At 39.7% G+C, this 21,446-nt stretch carries 14 protein-coding genes and 1 other RNA gene; 11 read left to right on the top strand and 4 right to left on the bottom strand.

All coding sequences use genetic code 11. The features are described from left to right. Positions 1-44: 44 nt before the first annotated feature. The 8 genes from DYH63_RS01740 to DYH63_RS01775 all read left to right on the top strand — a co-directional run bounded on the left by DYH63_RS01740 (position 45) and on the right by DYH63_RS01775 (position 13,153). Positions 45-1,943: a S8/S53 family peptidase gene (locus DYH63_RS01740; protein WP_162926887.1), complete on the top strand. Its 1,899-nt coding sequence runs from the start codon at positions 45-47 to the stop codon at positions 1,941-1,943. Positions 1,944-2,204: 261 nt separating this feature from the next. After that, on the top strand, positions 2,205-5,261 hold the full coding sequence (locus tag DYH63_RS01745) for a SusC/RagA family TonB-linked outer membrane protein (protein WP_116787158.1): 3,057 nt from the start codon (positions 2,205-2,207) through the stop codon (positions 5,259-5,261). Between the two features lie 9 nt (positions 5,262-5,270). Next, positions 5,271-6,797 (top strand): RagB/SusD family nutrient uptake outer membrane protein, encoded by a 1,527-nt coding sequence (locus DYH63_RS01750; RefSeq protein WP_116787159.1) that lies wholly within the window; start codon positions 5,271-5,273, stop codon positions 6,795-6,797. Between the two features lie 11 nt (positions 6,798-6,808). Beyond that, positions 6,809-7,630: a DUF4843 domain-containing protein gene (locus DYH63_RS01755; RefSeq protein ID WP_162926888.1), complete on the top strand. Its 822-nt coding sequence runs from the start codon at positions 6,809-6,811 to the stop codon at positions 7,628-7,630. 137 nt (positions 7,631-7,767) lie between these two features. Beyond that, entirely contained in the window at positions 7,768-9,726 is a 1,959-nt protein-coding gene (locus DYH63_RS01760) for a putative porin (protein WP_116787161.1), read from the top strand. Positions 9,727-9,799: 73 nt separating this feature from the next. Then, positions 9,800-11,161: a pyridoxal-phosphate dependent enzyme gene (locus DYH63_RS01765; protein WP_116787162.1), complete on the top strand. Its 1,362-nt coding sequence runs from the start codon at positions 9,800-9,802 to the stop codon at positions 11,159-11,161. Between the two features lie 78 nt (positions 11,162-11,239). Further along, complete coding sequence (locus tag DYH63_RS01770; protein WP_116787163.1) at positions 11,240-11,752, top strand: 3'-5' exonuclease; 513 nt, start codon at positions 11,240-11,242, stop codon at positions 11,750-11,752. A 138-nt stretch (positions 11,753-11,890) separates the two neighbouring features. Next, on the top strand, positions 11,891-13,153 hold the full coding sequence (locus DYH63_RS01775; RefSeq protein WP_116787164.1) for an asparagine synthetase B: 1,263 nt from the start codon (positions 11,891-11,893) through the stop codon (positions 13,151-13,153). A gap of 339 nt (positions 13,154-13,492) precedes the next feature. On the opposite strand, the gene rny is transcribed toward DYH63_RS01775, so the two are convergent. From rny to DYH63_RS01795, 4 genes are all read right to left on the bottom strand, one after another. Further along, complete coding sequence (gene rny / locus DYH63_RS01780; RefSeq protein WP_116787165.1) at positions 13,493-15,055, bottom strand: ribonuclease Y; 1,563 nt, start codon at positions 15,053-15,055, stop codon at positions 13,493-13,495. A gap of 55 nt (positions 15,056-15,110) precedes the next feature. Continuing rightward, positions 15,111-15,217, bottom strand: a non-coding RNA gene (gene ssrS / locus DYH63_RS01785) — 6S RNA. A gap of 63 nt (positions 15,218-15,280) precedes the next feature. Continuing rightward, positions 15,281-15,568 carry a cell division protein ZapA gene (locus DYH63_RS01790; RefSeq protein WP_116787166.1) on the bottom strand — a complete coding sequence of 96 codons (288 nt, stop codon included), beginning with the start codon at positions 15,566-15,568 and terminating at the stop codon, positions 15,281-15,283. Positions 15,569-15,575: 7 nt separating this feature from the next. Continuing rightward, a complete protein-coding gene (locus DYH63_RS01795) occupies positions 15,576-15,866 on the bottom strand; it encodes a hypothetical protein (RefSeq protein WP_116787167.1) in 291 nt (96 codons plus the stop codon). Between the two features lie 176 nt (positions 15,867-16,042). Between DYH63_RS01795 and DYH63_RS01800 the strand changes: the two genes are divergently transcribed. Genes DYH63_RS01800 through DYH63_RS01810 form a run of 3 tightly spaced genes read left to right on the top strand, consistent with a single transcriptional unit; the run spans position 16,043 to position 21,019 of the window. Beyond that, positions 16,043-17,740: a M23 family metallopeptidase gene (locus DYH63_RS01800; RefSeq protein ID WP_116787168.1), complete on the top strand. Its 1,698-nt coding sequence runs from the start codon at positions 16,043-16,045 to the stop codon at positions 17,738-17,740. 14 nt (positions 17,741-17,754) lie between these two features. Continuing rightward, a complete protein-coding gene (locus DYH63_RS01805; protein ID WP_439952036.1) occupies positions 17,755-20,241 on the top strand; it encodes a TonB-dependent receptor plug domain-containing protein in 2,487 nt (828 codons plus the stop codon). A gap of 43 nt (positions 20,242-20,284) precedes the next feature. Next, positions 20,285-21,019, top strand: coding sequence for a hypothetical protein (locus DYH63_RS01810; RefSeq protein WP_116787170.1), 735 nt, complete (start codon positions 20,285-20,287; stop codon positions 21,017-21,019). Positions 21,020-21,446: the final 427 nt, after the last annotated feature.

The following is a 21,446-nucleotide window of genomic DNA, read 5'->3' on the forward strand; positions in this document are numbered from 1 at the left end:
GCAGGATGGTACTATTAATTATTAATTTTTTACAATACACTATCATGAAAAAAAATACCATCAAAGGTATGTTTATCGCTGGTATACTTTTGTCTGGGGTGCAGTCTTTTGCACAAAAACCCGGGCAGCCTCAAACAAATTCGCCGCTTAGCCTTTCTCTTGCAAAAGAATATGGAGCTTTAAGGGAGCAAGCACTTAAAATGGCTAAAGAAAAAGGATGGCCTGTACGTAAAGAAAAAGCTGATGGTTCTATTGCAGAGCTTGTAGAAGTTTCTCCTGAAGGTACTCCTTTATATTATACTACTTCTAATGCCGGTTCGGCAATAACGTCCCGTGCTAATAAGCTATATCCTAGTGGAGGTCTTGGCCTTTCGTTAACTGGTCTTAATACTAAAGCCGGTATCTGGGATGGAGGCGGTGTAAGAACATCGCATACAACATTTGGTGGACGTGCAACATCTCAGGATGGTAGCCCTACTGCTGCTGACCACCCTACACATGTTGGTGGTACAATGATAGGTTCTGGTGGATTTAGTAATCCTCAGGCACGTGGAATAGCATATGAGGGTACTCTTTATACATATGAGTGGACTAATGATTATGAAGAAATGGCTGCTATAGCTGGAGAGATAGTTGTGTCTAACCACTCATACGGACTTGATTCATCTGATCCTATTCCTGCAAACAGGCCGGAGGTATATAATTACGGAAAATATTCAACCCGTTCAAGGTCTGCAGATGCAGTGGCATTTGATAATCCAAAATATCAAATTGTAGCGGCTGCAGGAAATGACAGAGGTGATGGTATTAACCCCACTAAAAACGGTAATGATTTATTGTCATGGATGGGAGTTTCAAAAAATGTGTTAGTTGTAGCTGCCGTACAACAAGTAGATAACTATACAAGGCCGAGCGATGTGCGTGTAGCTTCTTTTACAAGTTATGGCCCTACAGATGATTTCAGGATCAAGCCGGATATTGCTACTAAGGGTGTGAGTGTTTTCTCTTCTGTAGCGAGTGGTATTACTGCTTATGATTATATGAATGGTACCTCTATGGCATCGCCTGGGGTTTCAGGGGTTGTAATGTTATTGCAACAGCATTGGAATAATCTGCATCCTTCAGACGACGAAATGTTTCCAAATTATATGAGGTCTGCTACGGTAAGGGCGCTTGTAGCACATACTGCAGATGAGATAGGTGCAAATGCCGGTCCGGACCACATGACAGGCTGGGGACTTATAAATGCTGAAAAGTGTGCACAACTTATAAGCAATGAAACAGCGGTTACACAGATATTGCAGGAGCGTACCCTGCAGTCATCAGGTGTGTATACTGTAAATGTAAATTCTAACGGTGTTGATCCGTTAGTTGCAACTATTGCATGGACAGATCCTGCAGGGGCTACTGCTAATAGTGTTACAGATTCATCTACAGCTGTACTGGTTAATAATCTTGACTTAAAGCTTACAAGTAGTTCTGGTGAGGTGTTTTATCCGTGGAGGCTTGTAAATAGCTGGACGAATCCTGTTGCTGAAAAAGGGCTGAATAATGTTGATAATATTGAGAAAGTAGAAATAGCAGCTCCGGCAGGTACTTATACTTTACAAGTTTCGCACAGGGGCACTCTTAGAGGTGGCTCTCAGGATTATTCGCTTGTTGTTACAGGTATAGATGGCACAAATGCAGTTAAAGAGTTTAATGATGATAGTCTTGCTGTGTGGCCTAATCCTGCATCTGATGTACTAAATATAGATTTTAACAACGGGTCATTTGATAATGCAGAGCTATCTATTTATGATGTTCAGGGTAGAAATGTTTCAAAGAAATCAATTTCAGGCTCACACAATGCTGTAAATATATCTAATTTGTCTTCAGGAATATATTTTGTGAAGATAAATGAGTCTGGTAGCCAATATGTGAAAAAGATTTTTGTTAAATAATTGCAATAAAATCACATACGAACGCAACCTTGTTGGTTTAATTGCATCATAAATACATATATGAATTAACGTCGGTCGTATGACCGACGTTTTTTTTAATAAATATGTAAATATGCGGCGGATAAACATAAATATGTTGTGGATTTTTTATCTTCATTAAACAAAATGGTCATTTTGGCTAAGAATATGCAATGTTAAAAGTTTGTTATATTAAAATAAATTAATAGATTTGCAACTTAACTAACTCAAATTAATTTAAATATGAAATCAAAGTTTACTTGGATTTTTACGCTTTTACTGGCGTTTTTTATTCAGTTTTCCTTTGCTCAGGACCGTGTCATTACGGGTGTAGTTACTGATGATCAGGGTTTTCCTGTTCCGGGAGCTGATGTAATGATTAGTGGTGTTGCTCCAGGGGTACAGACTGATTTTGAAGGAAAATTTAGTATTAATGCTAAAAACGGCGACAAGCTTGTGGTTTCCTTTGCGGGCTTTGAAGCTCAAACTATTACAGTTGGTAATGCATCTGTACTAAATATCCAGTTAGGAGCTAAAGTTCTGGATGACGTAATTGTAGAGGCTTACAGGACTACCTCGAAGGCTAAGTCTAGTATTGCTGCTGCAACAGTTACATCAAAAACTATTGAAAACAGGCCGAATGCTTCATTCGTGCAAATTTTGCAAGGTCAGGTTCCGGGTCTGAATATATCTTCAGGTTCAGGACAGCCGGGTGCAAACAATACTACGGTAATACTACGTGGTGCAGGTTCAATCAATGGTAATATAGAGCCTCTTTATGTTATTGATGGTGTTCCTCAGAATTCTGATAACTTCAGGAGTATTAACCCTGCTGATATCGAGTCTGCTTCAGTTCTTAAAGATGCTGGTGCAACGTCTATATACGGTAACAGGGGTGCTAATGGTGTAATCATTGTTAAAACTAAGAGAGGTCGTTATGATGCTCCGCTTACTATTAAATATAGTGGAATTACAGGTTTTTCTGAAATGCAGAAAAGCAGGTATGATGTGCTTAACAGCCAGCAGTTACTAACGCTTCAGAGGACTATGAACACCGGTATGGGTGGAGGTATAAGGCCTGAGGCTCTTGGTGGAACTAATGGTGTTGCGTTAACAGATGCTCAGATTGCAGCGGCTCCAAACTATGACTGGAAAGATTATTTCTTCAGGACCGGGGTTTCTCAAAACCATGTACTTAATCTTAGTAACGGTAGTAAAAACCTTTCGTCTTTTACGTCGCTTGCTTTCTTAAAGCAGGAAGGTATTCTTAGAGGTACAGACCTTAAGAGGTTTAACTTTAGGAGTAACCTTAATGGTAAGAGTGATAATGACAAGTTTAACTACTCTACTTCATTAACAATTAACTATTCTGTTAGTAATACAGCTTCAAACTTAGGTTCGGGAGCGGTTAACCAAAACTTTGTGGTTGGTGCTGTACAGGGTGTTCCTTATTTAAGTCCTGCTAACTATATTAGTGGTCTTGATCTTGCCCTTAATCATAGCTCGCTTGATTATACACCACTTTTCCTTTACGATAAGTTGAGGAACTTTACTAATCAGTCTGATGAGGTTAAGGCAATTGGCCAGGCTCAGGCAAGTTATAAAATCACGCCAGATCTTACTGTAGGTTCTACATTTGGTGTAGACTATACTAATATCATTGGTCTTAGCTCTCAGCATCCTAATGGTTTTACCCCATTATATTTTATTCAGGATACACCTCAGGAATATACCGGAGATCAGACAGAATCTTTCTCTCGTAGTGTGTCATTTACAACTAACACCAATCTAACGTATAACAAAACTTTTGCTGAAAAGCATACTTTTGAAGCATCAGTTTTTACAGAGTACTTTAAAGCGCATGCTAAAGGTTTTGGTTATACACAAAATGGTCTTGATCCTATTTTCTTCTCGCCGGGTACAAGTAGAGGCTGGATTGCTTACCAATCAGGTAACAGCTACTATGTTCCGGATGCTTCATCAAGTAAAGCAGAGGCAGGTTTGTTCTCTTACTTTGGTTCGGTAGATTATGATTATGATTCAAGATTTGGTCTTAATGCTACAGTAAGGAGAGATGCGTCTTTCAGGTTTGCTGATAGTAACAAATGGGGTACGTTCTGGTCTGTTTCAGGCCGCTGGAATATAGATCGCGAAGAATTTATGCAGGGGTCTGTATTTGATATGTTAAAACTAAGGGGTTCAATAGGTACTGCGGGTAACCAGGATATTACCGGTGGTGGTGTTTTTGGGTCTCCTTCTTTAACAAGATTCCAGTATGGTATCAGTTCAGGATATAACAATAATCCTGCTTACGCACTAACTACTCTTCGTAACCCAGATCTTAAATGGGAGACAATCAGGCAGATTGACTTTGGTGTTGATTTTGAATTATTCAACCACAAGCTAAGGGGTGTTGCAGACGTTTATGACAAGAAAACTACCGATCTTTATCAGCCGGTGCCTATTTCTGCAGTTAATGGTAACACAAGTATAAACTCTAACTTCGGTTCACTTCGTAACAGGGGTGTTGAATTACAATTGTCTTATGATGTTTTAAGAGGTAAAGATTACCTTATTACCCTTAACTTTAATGGTTCATACAACAAAAACGAAATCCTTAAGCTTGCAAACGAAGATGGCTTAATCTGGGATGGTGGTCTTACAGCTGACAGGGAAGGTGATGTTATTTCTCAATATTACCTTGTTAAATATGCTGGTGTTAACCCGGCAAATGGTAACCTGCTTTTCTATGATAAGGATGGTGCACTTACTGAAAGCCCTACGGATGCTGATAGGAAATTTAATAATAAATCTTCGTTACCTAAATACCAGGGTAGTTTTGGCCTTGATGCAGAGTACAAAGGTTTCTTTATTAATACTATGTTTACTTATGTTGCAGATATCTACAGGTTTGATTATGACCTTGCCAACCTTCTTGATCCTGCAAGTATAGGTAACTTCAATAAGTCTAACAGCTTACTAAACTACTGGACACCGGATAATAGGGTTACTGATATCCCTGCCCTTAATGCTACGAACAAATCTTTAGATTCTTTCTCTGACAGAAACCTTAGAGATGCTTCTTATTTAAGGATGCGTTATGCTAGTGTAGGTTATAATTTTTCTAAAGAGTTATTAGAGAAAACACCATTTACAAGTATAAGGGCTTATGTTCAGGGTGAGAATTATCTTACCTGGACCAAATGGAGAGGATTTGATGCTGAAAGTAACCGCCCTAATGACCAGTCTCAATATCCAACTCCAAAAACACTTTCTATTGGTGTAGAAGTTCAATTCTAAAAAAAATGCATGATGAAAAAAAATAAATTATTTGTAATTGCTTTTGCTTCATTGTTAGGAGTTTTTTACTCTTGTGATGATGCTATAAATATTAAGCAGCCCGGCGAGATTAATGATCCGGATATTGTTTACAGTAATCTTAATGATCTTGAGAGAGGACTTAAAGGTGTATATTCCGCATTGTCAACGGAAAGTACTATTGAATTTACATCTATTTTTACAGATGAAGTTTCAATTGGTATAAATAACGGTGGACAGGGGATTATTGATGGTACTTACAATTTCCAGCTTCGTGCAGGTTCAGATGCACCTATAGCGATATGGCAAAATAACTACACGCTAATTAACTTTGCAAATAGGATTTTACTTGCTTCTGAGAAGGTTAAGCCAGTCTTAGATACTACTGATCCTAATTTTGATGAGGAAGATTATTACCAGTACAATAGCATTATGGGGCAGCTTTATGCCATAAGGGCATTTGCTTATTTACAGTTGGAAACCTATTTCTCAACAAATATGGCAGACGATGCTGCGCTTGGTGTTATGTTGCTTGATTTTGTTCCTAATGATGATTACACTACATTCCTGCCAAGGAGTACAAATGGTGAAATATTTGCATTTATCAATGCAGATCTAGAGAAAGCTACTACTATGCTGACTTTAAATCCTGATACAGATATTACACTTATGAACCCAAGGGTTATTAATGCCATGAAGGCACGTATGGCAGTTTATAGAGAAAAATATCAGGATGCTGTAACTTATATCAATGCTCTTGGTAGTATTACTCTGGGTACTAGTATGGGAAATTATAATGCACTTTGGACAGATACTGCAAGTACTGAGATTATCTTCAAACTTGCCCGTGTGAATGGTGATTTCCAGATAGGTTCTTACTGGAACTCTCAAAGTAGTACTATTACAGGATCTCCTTTCTTTGAAGTAAGCCGTTCGCTATATAATGCTTATGCTGCTACAGATTACAGAAATAAAGAATCTCTTGTTGATGGTACATCTAAAATCGCAGTAAATCCTGCTACAGTGCCTAATTTCAGGGCTAACGATGTGCTTGTAATTAACAGGTATCCAGGTAATACAGCTCAAAGTGATGTGCTTCTTAACGATGTTAAAGTATTTACCTACGGTGAGATGACGCTACTTAAGGCAGAGGCTTTCGCAGGTTTAGGTCAGCTAAATGGGGCTAGTAATTCTGTTGCTGCTTTAATAAGGCAGATGGAAAGGGCACGTGGTGTAACTACTTTTGCTTTACCTGTTTATGCTAATGCTACTGAGGCTTGGGCTGCTATACTTAATGAGCGTAGGAAGGAACTTGCTTTCCAGGGCTTTAGGTACACTGATATTAAGCGTCTTGGTGTAAAAGCGGGTAATCTTGGTATCGACAGGTATTCAAGAGATTGTGACCAATATGGTTCTTGCTCTCTTGCTCCATCTGATGACCGATTCACCATGCCTATCCCTACTTCTGAATTAGTAGCTAACCCTAATATCCGTGGGCAACAAAACCCTGGTTACTAAAATTAAATTTTATGAAAAATATATTTCTAAAAGCAATATGCTTAGCAGCTGTGTTAACAGTTATGACAAGCTGCGATAGTGATAGTGTGTTTTACCATGGCGACCAGTCTTTAGTTGGTTTTAACAAAACTGAAGCAAGGCTACCGGTATACGCCGCTGAGGACAACAAATCTAACGTACTTTATGTAGAGGTTGGTGCAACAGCCGTAGCTGATCACGACAGGACATTTAAAATTGAGGTTGATGAAGCATCTACAACGGCTTTACCTTCATATTACACTATAGATCAGTCTACCCTTTTTATTCCAGCTGGTGAATATATAGGTAAGATAAAGATTACAGGTAATTATGATGCTATTCCGGAGCTTGTTAGAAACACGATTACACTTAACCTGATTGAAGTGCAGGATGCAGATACTTATAATGATGATAAAATGCAGTGTGTTGTAAGTATTTATCAAGGGTGTATAAAACCGATAGCTGATAAATATAGTATTAGTGTATACGATCCAACTTCTGTTCCGGCTTTTGATGCAGTGCTTAAACCTGTAGCTGATGTAGATAATACATACAGTATTGGTAATCTTTGGGGAGATTTTGTTGCTGCTGCAACTGGTCAGGCTAGCTTAGCTGGGCAGTATCCTTGGCCTGCTGAAATTGAAATCAGGTGTGATAATTCTGTAATTGTTTTGTGTACTGATTCTGGTACTCGTCCGGTTGGTACTTCAGGTACCGGTACTTACGATGAGGGCACAAAATCTATAAACGTTACTATTGACGAACATGTCTTTACTAATCCTATGATGGTATCTATAGATCTAATTGCTAAGTAATTTTAGATTATTTATAAGTTTTAAAAAGGGCTATCTGAAAAGAGAGCCCTTTTTTTGTGCTTACTATTTTGCGGGGCTAATTGTGTACAATAGATATTAAAAATTTATCTTTGCCGTTATACTCTATAAAAAATAGTATGTTCAAAAAACTTCCTGTATTTTTATTTTTATTGCTGCCTTTTGTGGCGCTTTCTCAGTCAGGTCGCCTTATGCGTCCCGGAGCTTCTAAAACAGCTTCAGATACTACATCTCGAGGAAAAGTGCGTCCTGATATGAAGGCTACAACTGCTGCTGATACTATTGCTACTATTGCTATGTACAAAATTATTACGCTACAGCGTGATACGATTGCTATAGATACTGCACTTACTATACAAAAAGAGTATGCTACTAATTATCTACGCAGAGATAATTTTGGTTTATTACCACTTCCTAATGATGGGCAGAGTTATAATACTTTAGATTTTGGGCTTACAAAGTTTGATCCTTTTCCTTCATTTGGCTTTAAGGCCAAGCATTTTGCTTATATGGATGCTGAAGATGTAAATTATTATAGCGTTGCAACGCCATATACAGATCTTATGTACCGCTCTACACAATCTCAGGGACAAATTCTGGATGCACTTATTGCGGTAAATACATCAGAAAACCTAAACCTGTTTGTTGGCTACAAGGGGTTAAGGTCTATAGGTAAGTACATCAATTCAATTTCCAGTAATGGTGTTTTTAGGTTGGGGGGAAGCTACAATACAACGAGTAAGCGCTATTTTCTGAAATTTCATTTTACAGGTCAGGATTTTTCTAACGAAGAAAATGGCGGAATTGTAGATACATCACTTTTTGAAAGCGGCGAGAATCCTTATACAAACAGGGAGCGGCTTGAAGTATATTTTAATGATGCCAAATCTTTGCTTAAAGGCAATCGTTATTTTATCGATCATACCTTCAGGCTTAGCAAAACAAATCCGAATAGTATAGTTTTGCATCATCAGTTCAATTTCGAAAACAAGTTTTTTGAGTTTACCCAACCTACACTTAGCGATCGTTTTGGTTCTGCCTATACTACCAGTATAAATAATAAAACACGCTATAACAGGATGTACAATCTTGTAGGTGCGGCTTATTCAAATCAAACTGTTGGCGATATAGAGTTTTACGTAGAAAATTATAATTATAATTATTTTTACAGAACGGTAATCTATAATAACAATCCTAAGCCAAGAATTCCGAATAGTATTAGCGACGAAATATATAACTACGGTGCTAAATATACGTATCATAAAGATAAGTGGTATGGTACTGCATTAGTTTCAAATTCTATTACAAACCAGTCGCTTTCAAACATCGACCTACAGGCGCGTTACAAGTTTGACGAAAGGAATGTAATTTCTGCCAAATATCAGAATATGAATAAGCTTCCGGATCTTAATTATAATTTATACCAGAGTGATTATAAGGAATACAACTGGAGTTATAATAATAAAAATGAGAAAATCAATAGCTTTGAGTTTGATGCCAAAACACAATGGCTTGATGCGTCATTACAATATACTATTTTAAAAGACCATTTGTATTTTAAAGATCAATTTATTCCTACTGCACCTGATACGATTTTGAATGTTAAGCCATTTCAGTATGCCGGTACAATAAATTATCTATCTTTAAAAGCACATCGCGAATTTAAATTCTGGAAACTTGGCTTTGATAATACAGTACTATACCAAAATGTGCAGCAAGGCGAAGGTGTACTTAATGTACCATCATTTGTAACGCGTAATACACTTTACTATTCTGACCTTTGGTTTAAAAAGGCATTGTTTATACAAACGGGTGTTACATTCCAGTATTTCTCTAAATACTATGCAAATGATTATAATCCGTTAATTGGGGAATTCTATAGCCAAACTGATAAAAAGATAGGAGGATTTCCATTAATGGATTTCTTTATTAACCTTAAAATACAGGAATTTAAGCTTTTTGTAAAGGCAGAACACTTTAATTCGTCAATGAGCGGATATAATTTTTATTCTGCACCAAATTATCCATACCGCGATTTTACCGTGCGCTTCGGAATTATTTGGAATTTCTTCTCGTAAACGCTTATTATGTGGTTTAAATTATAACCAATATCTTTGTACAACATTTAGAATTGGCAAAAAAAATCTAAAAATGAAATACGCTAAAAATATACTGGAGACTATTGGTAACACGCCGATGGTAAAAATAAATAAACTGGCAACAGATGTTAGCGCTTTGGTTTTAGCTAAGGTAGAAACATTTAATCCGGGTAACTCGGTAAAAGACCGTATGGCTGTAAAGATGATCGAAGATGCAGAGGCAGACGGTCGCCTTAAGCCGGGAGGTACTATTATTGAAGGTACCTCAGGCAACACAGGTATGGGCCTGGCATTAGGTGCTATTGTAAAAGGTTACAAATTAATCTGCGTTATTTCAGATAAGCAGAGTAAGGAAAAAATGGACATCCTGCGTGCTGTGGGTGCCCGTGTAGTGGTTTGCCCTACAGATGTAGAGCCTACCGATCCGCGTTCTTATTACTCGGTTTCTAAGCGCCTTGCAGAAGAAACGCCAAACAGCTGGTATGTTAATCAGTATGATAATATGAGTAATACTGCTGCACACTATGAGCAAACGGGGCCTGAAATTTGGGAGCAGACAGAAGGTAAGATTACTCATTTTGTAGTAGGTGTAGGTACAGGCGGAACAATATCAGGTGTTGCAAAATACCTTAAAGAACAAAATCCGGATGTTAAGATTTGGGGTATAGATACCTACGGATCTGTATTTAAAAAATACCACGAAACCGGTATTTTTGACGAGAATGAAATTTACTCTTATGTCACCGAGGGTATTGGTGAAGATATACTTCCTAAAAATGTTGATTTCTCATTAATAGACGGCTTTACAAAAGTAACAGATAAAGATGCGGCCGTGTATACACGCAGGCTGGCACTTGAAGAGGGTATTTTTGTAGGCAACTCTGCCGGGGCTGCAATTAAGGGTTTGCTTCAGCTTAAAGACCATTTTAAGCCTGAAGATGTTGTTGTTGTGCTTTTCCACGATAGTGGCAGCCGTTATGTTGGCAAGATGTTTAACGACGACTGGATGCGCGAGCGCGGTTACCTGGAAGATGATATTACTAAAGCAGAAGACCTTATAAAAGACCATAGCGATAAGCCACTTGTTACGGTACGGACAGAAGAACTGGTAAGCCATGCGATAGACCGTCTGCGTAAATACAAAATATCACAAATACCTGTGGTAGATGTTGATGGTTTTGTAGGTTCACTTGACGAAACAGACCTTTTCCGTAGTTATGTGGAAGATAAAGATATTGCCGATAAGCCTGTTAAGGAGATTATGGGCAAGCCTTATCCTATTGTGAAAGCTGCTACATCGGTAGATGAAATTTCGAAGCTTATTAATAAAGACAACCAGGCCGTACTTGTAGAGCTTGCCGAAGGTAAATACCATATTATTACCAAACACGATATTATAAGTTCGATTAAATAATACTAAGCCGGATTAATTCCGGCTTTTTTTATGGTATGGGTTTTGCGTTGATGATCACTTATTTTTACTAAAAAGATTATGAATTTTACGGCTATAGATTTTGAAACGGCTACAGGGCATCCTCATAGTGCCTGTGCTGTTGGTATTATTACCGTTGAAGATGGTGTGATTACTGAGGAGTATCATGCCTTGATTCAGCCGCCTGATAATGAGTACTGGTACCGTAACATTATGGTTCATGGTATTAAGCCGGCAGATACGCTTGATGCTCCTACCTTTGATACCCTATTCCCAGAAATTCACAAGCGCCTTTTTGGTAAGAACATCGTTGCACATAATGAAAGCTTTGACCGTAACGTTTTGGCAAAAACCATGCGCTGGTATGGACTGTATTATGACGAACTCGAAATTGCTGACCGATGGGAATGTACCGTTAAGATTTACCGTGCCAAGGGTTATAAACCCGCTAATCTTAAAGCCTGTTGCGACCGCCACAACATTCCGCTTGTACATCACGAAGCACTTAGTGATGCCCGCGCCTGTGCTAAACTTTACATGATACATAACGGGCAGGTGAAATTGAAGATGTAGATTATACTTTATATGGTTAGTATGTTAGACGATGCTACAGAAACGTCTAAAATTCTAGTATACTGACCATCTAACAATCTAGTGATATACCAAGTTTGCTACATTATTCGTTATCTTTGGATAAAAGTTACTTTTACAATGCAGTTCAAAAAAATCCATATACTTTTCCTGTTGCTTGTTTCTTTTGGTGCAAAGGCATCAATGATCCTTTTGCCAATGGACGAAGTTTCACAACAAAACCATCTAAAGGCATACGGCATTACATACTGGGTGCTTAACAAAAGCTATAAGGCAAACTGGTTGCTTAACTACCGGGGTGGCTCATTTTTGCTGCCCGATGCACAGGAAATACGCCGAGAATGCCAGATACGTGGTGTAAGTTTTGAAGTGTTGAGCGATGGGCAGGCTAACAGCATACTGGATGAGATCAGTAGCCCATCTCAGAACATGGAGAACGTATTGCTCGAAAAAGCACCTAAAATTGCCGTTTATACCCCACCGGGCAAGAAGCCTTGGGATGATGCTGTAACCATGGTGCTTACCTATGCCGAGATACCTTTTACAGCCATATATGACGAGCAGGTGCTTAGTGATGGACTCTTGCTGTATGACTGGCTGCATTTGCATCACGAAGATTTTTCAGGACAGTATGGTAAATTCTTTGGCGCTTACCGCAATGCCCCGTGGTATATAGAGCAAAAGCACGATGCCGAAGCGCTGGCCACTAAGCTTGGCTTTAGTAAGGTATCTGAAGAGAAGCTGGCTGTAGCCCTTAAAATCAGGAATTTTGTTGTAGGAGGTGGCTTTATGTTTGCCATGTGCTCTGCAACCGATAGTTTTGATATTGCCCTTGCTGCAGAAGGTGTAGACATTTGTGAACCCATGTTTGATGGCGACCCAAGCGATGCAAATTACCAGTCTAAAATTAATTACAACAATACGTTTGCGTTTAAAGATTTCATACTCGAGCGTAACCCAGTAGTATATGAATTTTCAGATATTGATACAACTAACAAGCGCAACATTCTTCCGGATAACGATTATTTTACCCTTATGGAGTACAGTGCTAAATGGGATCCAATTCCGTCGATGCTGTGCCAGAACCATACACAGCTTGTAAAAGGCTTTATGGGGCAGACAACAGCATTTGCAGGCGACATTGTAAAGTCTAACATACTTGTGATGGGCGAGAACAAACAAAACGGCGAGGCACGGTATATTAACGGGACTAAGGGCAAGGGGATGTTTACCTTTTTTGGTGGCCACGACCCTGAAGATTATCAGCATAGGGTGGGAGATGCTCCAACAGTTTTAGATTTGCACCCTAATTCTCCGGGATACAGGCTTATCTTAAACAATGTGTTATTTCCTGCGGCTAAGAAGAAAAAACTTAAAACGTAATATTTATACAGTTTATACAATGTGAAAAGCTACCTTGGGTAGCTTTTTTAATGGATTAGAGTGGTTGATTATTTATACTAGTCAGCGTTATATAATAGTCTACAGAACCCCAGAGGGGTGACATATCTATAGCCAAGAAAATTATCTCAACAGAAATGAGCTTCAGAGAAGCGGGATTTACATACCGCTTCTCTGAAGCTCGTGCTGTATTTACATCTTAACCTATAAACATGTCGTCCCTCCGGGACTCATCTTTAGCTGGTGTTTATAGACAAAAAAAAGAGCTGCAATTTGCAGCTCTTTTACTTTTATATTGCGTAGTTATCAATCGCGAATAAACTATTTCGCGATGTTTACTGCCCTTGTCTCACGGATTACGGTAATTTTTACCTGCCCCGGATACGTCATTTCAGTTTGTATCTTGTGCGATATCTCAAAAGAAAGGTTAGCAGCCATATCGTCGCTTACTTTTTCGCTTTCTACAATTACACGCAGTTCACGGCCTGCCTGGATGGCATAAGCGCTCTTAACGCCCTGGAAACCGTAAGCAATATCTTCAAGGTCTTTAAGACGCTGAATGTAGCTGTCAAGCACCTGGCGGCGTGCTCCCGGCCTTGCTCCCGATATAGCATCACATACCTGGATGATAGGCGAAAGCATCGATTTCATTTCGATCTCGTCGTGGTGGGCGCCAATAGCGTTGCATACCTCTTCTTTTTCACCATATTTTTCAGCCCACTGCATACCCAGTAGCGCATGCGGAAGGTCACTTTCTACATCCGGCACCTTACCTATATCGTGTAGTAGTCCGGCACGTTTTGCAAGTTTAACGTTAAGGCCAAGTTCTGCAGCCATGATACCACAAAGTTTAGATACCTCGCGGCTGTGCTGTAGTAAGTTTTGTCCGTAAGACGAACGGTATTTCATACGGCCTACGATCTTGATAAGTTCCGGGTGAAGCCCGTGGATGCCAAGGTCGATAACAGTACGCTTACCAACTTCTATAATTTCATCTTCTATTTGCTTGGCAGTTTTGCCTACAACCTCCTCAATACGGGCAGGGTGTATACGGCCATCTGTTACAAGCTTGTGTAGTGCAAGACGTGCAATTTCTCTCCTTACAGGGTCAAAGCACGAAAGGATAATAGCCTCAGGGGTATCATCAACAATAATTTCTACACCGGTAGCAGCTTCAAGCGCACGGATGTTACGCCCTTCACGGCCAATGATACGGCCTTTAACATCATCAGATTCAATGTTGAATACCGATACACAGTTTTCTACTGCTTCCTCAGTACCCACACGCTGAATGGTGTTGATGATTATCTTTTTAGCCTCCTGCTGCGCAGTAAGCTTTGCTTCTTCTATAGTATCCTGAATGTGGCTCATGGCGCTGGTCTTGGCCTCAGCCTTAAGGCTCTCCACAAGCTGGTTCTTTGCTTCATCGGCAGATAGTCCGCTTATTACTTCAAGCTGGTCTACCTGGCTTTTGTGCAGGCGGTCTATTTCGTGCTGCTTTTTTTCAAGGTGTTCTACACGGGTGTTGTAGTCTGCCAGTTTAGTTTCAAATTCATCACCAAGCTTTTTGCTTCTAGCAAGCTCATTGCTTACCTGGCTTTCTTTATCACGGGTGCGTTTTTCAGCTTCAGATATTTTCCTGTCTTTAGCAAGTATAACCTGCTCATGTTCGGCTTTAAGTTCAAGAAACTTTTCTTTAGCCCTTAGCTCTTTATCTTTTTTAAGGTTTTCACCTTCTGTAGTAGCAACTTTAATAATGGTTGCGGCTTCCTTTTTCGCATTGTTCAGCGTGCTGTCTGCACTCTTCTTCTCCAGGTTCTTAGCTATGAGAAACCCTATCCCGAATCCCACTGCTATACCTACAATAATAAGTACTATCTCCATAGTTAGTTTGGTTTAATGTATATAAATAAAAAAGCCTGCATTAGGGGTATTGTATAAACTCGTAAGGACAAGTTTTAGGCTAACCCGCTGTTCAAGGATCTGCGACGAGGCAGCGTGCTATAGAAGCGGCGATTCGCCCATTTTAAAGAATTGGCGTTGAGTTTATCAAATATGTGCTAATGCAGGCAGTATTGTTTGACGTATGTTTAAAGAACGTATTGTATATTAAAGGAGATCGTCTAATTTTTCATCCATAAGCTTCAGCTTCGCAACGGCTTCGTCTATTTCCGCAGAGCGGTCTATGCCTTTTTGCTCAGTTTGCGAAGCAAATTGCAGGGCGCACATGGCCAGTACATCCTGCTTATCGCGCACGGCATAGTTTTCTTCAAACTGTTTTATCATTGCATCAATTTTTTTAGAGGCACTCCTCAGTCCCTCTTCCTGCTCCGGATTTACCGTTAGCGGGTACACCCTGTCTGCAATTGATATTTTTATTTTCAGTTTATCATCCATAACTTCCTTATTCTGAAAGTTGGGCTATACAATTATCTATGTCGCGGATCAATGAATTTATCCTCAGCTTTGTCTCCCTTTTGTTGTCATCACTGCCTAGTAACGAATTGGCCATTCTTAAAGATTCATTTTGCTGCTTTAAAGCAGTAATTTCACCCTCCTGCCTGCCGATATGCGCGCTAGCCTTTTGTGCATAGTGCTCAAGTTCATGGTTTGCCTTTTGCAGTGTCTCCAGTTTTAATTGAAGCTTTGCAAGTTTACTTTCCAGAGATTCAACTATTTCGGATAATCCGCCCATGCCGGTTGTTTTTCATTACATGATTTCACAAAGTTAATATTACTTTAATTACAAACAATAGGTTTAAGAAAAAATGTGATTTTTTTTGAAAAAGCAGCACTATTTTTCACTATTGGCAATTATAAGATTAAGCTAATGTGCCTTGTTTTTTTAGCTGATTTTTATATTTTAGCCCTATGAGATTTTACTATATACTACTTCTTTTATCGCTAAGCGTTTCAGGGCAAACACAGTATCCCCAGGATTACTTTCGTTCACCTATGGATTTGCCTGTGCATCCGTCCGGTACGTTTGGAGAATTGCGCACCAACCATTTCCATGCCGGGCTTGATTACCGTACCAACCAAAAAACAGGCTATCCGGTATATGCAGCTGCTTCAGGCTATGTTTCACGCATTAAAGTCTCATCTTACGGCTACGGAACAGCCCTTTATATCGACCATCCTAACGGATATACCACTCTTTACGGGCACCTTTTAAAGTATGGGCCTAAGATAGAGGAGTATGTGCGCAAAAAACAATACGAGAAAAAATCATTTGAAATAGAAATTTTCCCAAAACCGGGAGAGATTACAGTAACCCAGGGAGAGATTGTAGCATTTTCCGGTAACAGCGGAGGGTCGGGCGGGCCTCACCTGCACTTTGAATACCGCGATACCAAGACGGAAATGATCATCAATCCATTACTTTTTGGGCTTGACAAAAAAATGAAAGATCCTAAGCCGCCTACAATCTATAGTATACTTGTATATCCGCTGGGCGATAATGGAGTGGTAGATGGCTCTAAGGTGCCAATGCTTATAAATATCCACCCACAAAAAGACGGTAGCTACCTGGCCGACAAGATTTCTGCCAAAGGGAAAATAGGTTTCGCGGTAAATGCTACAGATAAATCTACGGGAAGTTCAGGTAATAATGGTATTTATAAGGCAGAGCTACTTTTTAACGGGGCACCAAACTTTAGCTGCGAGTTTAACACCTTTGCTTTTGACGAGTCGCGTTATGTAAATAATTATATCGATTATGAGCGCTATTACAATACAGGCCAGCGCTACCAGAAGCTTTTTATTCAAACGCCTTATCCGCTTACGTTACTAAAACACAACCAGCGCGACGGCCAGTTTGAAGTAGTGCCGGGCGATACCCAAAACTACCGCATTGAGGTTAGCGACTACCACGGCAACAAGACGTTTGTAAACGGTAGTATACAATACAGCGATGCCCCGGGTACAGTTATGGTTCCAAAACACGTTACGCCTTATTTAGTAAAATCTGCCAACGACAATAATTATACTAAAGGTGGCGTTTCAGTATTCGTGCCCGCGCACGCTTTTTATGAAGATTTTTATATGGATTTTGACGTAAAAGATTCTGTGCTTTACCTGCATCACCCTACGGTGCCGGTACATTCGTATGTACAGGTATCTTTTGATGTAAGCCATCTAAGCAAAGATGAACTTGCAAAAACCTTTATAGCGGGCTATGCCGGTAAACGTTTTAGCTACAATTCCAGTTTTATGGATGATGGCCGCCTTACCGCCAAAGTAAAAACACTTGGCAATTTTAAGCTGGCTAAAGACACCAATCCTCCAAAAATATTTGGCGCCACTTTTAAGGAAGGGGAGTGGCTTACTAAGGCAGATACCATTGGCATGAAGATAAGCGACGACCTTTCGGGCATTGCTACCTACGATACCTTTATAAACGGCAAGTGGGCGCTGATGCACTATGATTATAAAACGCGTACCATATTCCACAATTTTAGCGATGGTGTAGTAGATGAAGGCCGCAACGAATTAAAAGTTGTGGTTACCGATAATGTTGGAAATTCTACTACCTTTGAAACTCATTTTTTCAGAACACAAAAAGACTAACCCTGTTGAAAACGATAAATAAGCTTATAACGCTCACAATATTGCTGTTTTTCTGTACGGCATTTGCCCAAAAACCACCCATGATATACGGTATTGCCCTCGATGAGAGCGACCAGCCTTTAGAAAGTGTAAAGGTGTATTATGACGATATAACCGGGCATCATGAAACGTTTAGCGACCGTACCGGTTTTTATAAACTGGAAATTCCGGTAGAGCGTAAGGTGGTGGTCTGGTTTTCGCACAAAAGCTTTAGGGGAGAACTCTTTGTAGAGATGGAACACATGAAGCCGGGGGTAAGTTCTGAATTCAACTTTAAGGCAGGTACCCAGATGGTAACCCTCGAAATTGATAATTTTGACCATAAAGCGGTACAGGCAATTACCGTTATAGAGCCGGAAGTTATTCGTAATATACCGGGGCTTAATCAGGGGGTTGAAAATATAATAAAATTAATGGGAGGTGCCAGTGGCAGTAACGATCTTAGTACACAGTATTCTGTACGCGGGGGTAATTATGATGAAAACCTGGTGTATGTAAATGATGTAGAGATCTACCGCCCGTTCCTTGTGCGTTCTGGCCAGCAGGAGGGCTTAAGTTTTACAAATACAGCCATGGTGCAGAATGTAGACTTTTCTGCAGGTGGTTTCCAGTCAAAATATGGCGATAAAATGTCTTCGGTTTTAGATGTTACGTATAGGAAGCCTACAGGTTTTGGCGCGCAGCTTGAGGCCAGTTTTCTTGGCGGAAGCTTAACTCTTGAAGGTGTTTCTAAAGATAAAAAATGGAGTGCCATTGTAGGCGGGCGTTACCGTAACAACAGCCTTTTAGTAAACAGCCAGCAGACAGAGAGCAACTACAAGCCAACTTTTGCCGATGTGCAGAGTATAGTAAACTATAAGCCGAATGATAAATGGTCATTCAATTTCATTGGCAACATTGCCCAGAATAATTATAATTACCAGCCTTATTTCCGCCAGACCAATTTTGGTACCGTGTCAGAGCCTATTGCATTGCAAATAGTATATGACGGGCAGGAAAAAGACCGCTACCGTACCTTTTTCGGGGCGCTTACCGCAGATTATAACATATCTGAAAATTCTAAGATAAAAATTATTGGGTCCGCTTATCATACACAGGAGCAGGAATATTTTGATATCCTTGCGCAGTATGCCCTGGGCGATGTAGACAGTAACATAGGTAGCGACACCTTTGGTGATATAAAGTTTGCCCGTGCCGTAGGTTCACAGCTTAATCATGCCCGTAACGACCTTGATGCGCTAATAACAAATGCAGAAGTTAAAGGCACACATGATATAGGGTCTAACCGTATAGAGTGGGGCGCTAAATATACCCGCGAAGACTTTCGCGACCGCCTTGTAGAGTGGGAGGTAATTGATTCGGCCGGATTCTCTATCCGCCCTCCGGTGGTAGATTATGTACCAAACGACCAACCTTATAATCCATATACAGGAGCGTTGGTGCCGTACCAAAATGTACGTGCTACTAATTTTGTGGTTATTAATCGCCTTTCGGGCTATGCGCAATGGAGCAGAAGGGCAATGCTGGGCAATAGTAAGTTATTTATGAATGCCGGTGCGCGTGTGCAGCAATGGCAGGTAGATGGCGCAAGCGAGCCGGGTAAAAGCCAGGTTGTGGTAAGCCCGCGTGGGCAACTGGCCTTAAAGCCAAACTGGAAAATGGATATGTTATTCCGTTTATCCGGAGGTGTATATAGCCAGCCGCCATTTTATCGTGAGCTCCGCGACTCTCTTGGGCAGGTGCGCCCTAATGTAAAAGCGCAAAATTCGTATCATATAGTAGCAGGTAACGACTTTAGCTTTAAATGGAAAGGACGTCCGTTTAAACTGGTTACTGAGGCCTACTATAAAAAGATGGATAACATTAATACCTATACCTTAGAAAACGTACGTATTCGTTACCGTGCCAACAACGATGCTGTAGCATATGCTTATGGTATGGATGTGCGTATGAATGGCCAGTTTGTGCCAGGAACAGAATCCTGGGTAACGCTGGGTTACATGAAAACCGAAGAAAATTACCAGGGTAAAGGTTACATTGCCCGCCCTACAGACCAGAGGTTGAAGTTTGCCGTATTGTTTCAGGATTATGTGCCTAACATTCCTAATATGCGAGTATACCTTAATATGGTATATAATACCGGGCTGCCGGGTGGTTCGCCATCGTATGCAGATTCGTATAAGTACCAAACACGTCTTAACGATTACCGCCGCGCCGATGCCGGTTTTGCTTATGTATTTGTAGACCGCAACGACAGTAAACTTAATAAAGACCTTAAACAGGACAGTTGGAAAGCTCCGTTTAAAGAGCTTACGCTGGGGCTTGAAATATTCAACCTCTTTAATAACCAGAATGCAATAACCAATACATGGGTGCGCGATGTGTATACCAAGAGTTCTTATGGTATTCCTAATTTCCTTACAAGCCGCGTATTTAGCGTTAAGCTTACCGCGAAAATATAATTTGTAATAACTTTTTCCTATTTTTGGTATACATACCCCGTATATGAAACTACATTCACTACTCGCCTGTACACTTGCGGCAACCCTTATGGTAAGCTGTAAAGAAGACAAGCCAAAGCCAAAGGTTATTTACAATAAAGAGAAGCAGGCTGCTGCACCTAAAAAAATAGATTCTACCCAGATAAAGGTGGCAGATTTGCCTATACACCTTGAGGGTACAAAATACCTGATACACCCGGTGGGCGACATACGCATTTATGATGACAGTAAAAGTAGTTATGGCAGTAGCCGTACTAACAGTTCTGTAAGCTATGCAATATCAAACTACAATCGTTTTGAAATTACGGGCTATTTTGAGAATATAAAATTTCAGCACGTAGACTCTACTGCATTGCGCCCGCTGACAGATAAAAAGCTACAGATACAAACGGTTACCTATCTTAATACAATAGCAGAAAAGACAAAAAAGCAAATATTGGTGTATGCGCTGGTAGATAGTGATACTAACCAGGATGGCAGGGTAGATGCTAACGATATAAAATCGTTATATGTAAGTGATATAAGTGGAGCGGGTTTCAAAAAGCTGTCAGGAGATGTGCAGGAATTGGTAGACTGGAGTGTTATTGATGCGCAAAACCGTATTTACTTCCGTACACTGGAGGATATCAATAAAAACGGTGCCTTTGATAAGGATGATGTGGTGCACTACCACTATGCAGATTTATTGTCTCCGGAGTGGGAAGTTAAGGACTATGCTCCTGTAGATGTTTCTCAATAAAGCAATAAATCTAAAAAATAGTTTTTCTGTAATAAATTTGGTGTTTTAAAGTAGGTTTAAGCTTACAGGAAGTGCCTGTTTTTACACTCTTATGGTCATGGTTACAACTAAAAAAGTGCTAATTTTACTAAATCGTAGTAGTAGCACAATAAAATATTCAGAATTGTGTTATTTATAGGCAATCTGTATTAATTCAAATAATTTAATAATGGATAATGGGGAATGTTTGGTAAAAAATGATTTTGCTTAAAGAAAACCCTTCAAAAAATGGGGTGAGGCTAAGAAATGGAACAATAAATTAATGTTAAGAATGGATAAAAGAAATTAAATTGTTTTTTTTTACCACCTAATAATATAAATTTGCCAATCTTATGCAAAAAGAAATTTAACAAATAAGAACTATTATTAAAAAATCAGAAAACTAAAT

The sequence above is a fragment of the Flavobacterium psychrotrophum genome (assembly GCF_003403075.1).
Taxonomy (GTDB): domain Bacteria; phylum Bacteroidota; class Bacteroidia; order Flavobacteriales; family Flavobacteriaceae; genus Flavobacterium; species Flavobacterium psychrotrophum.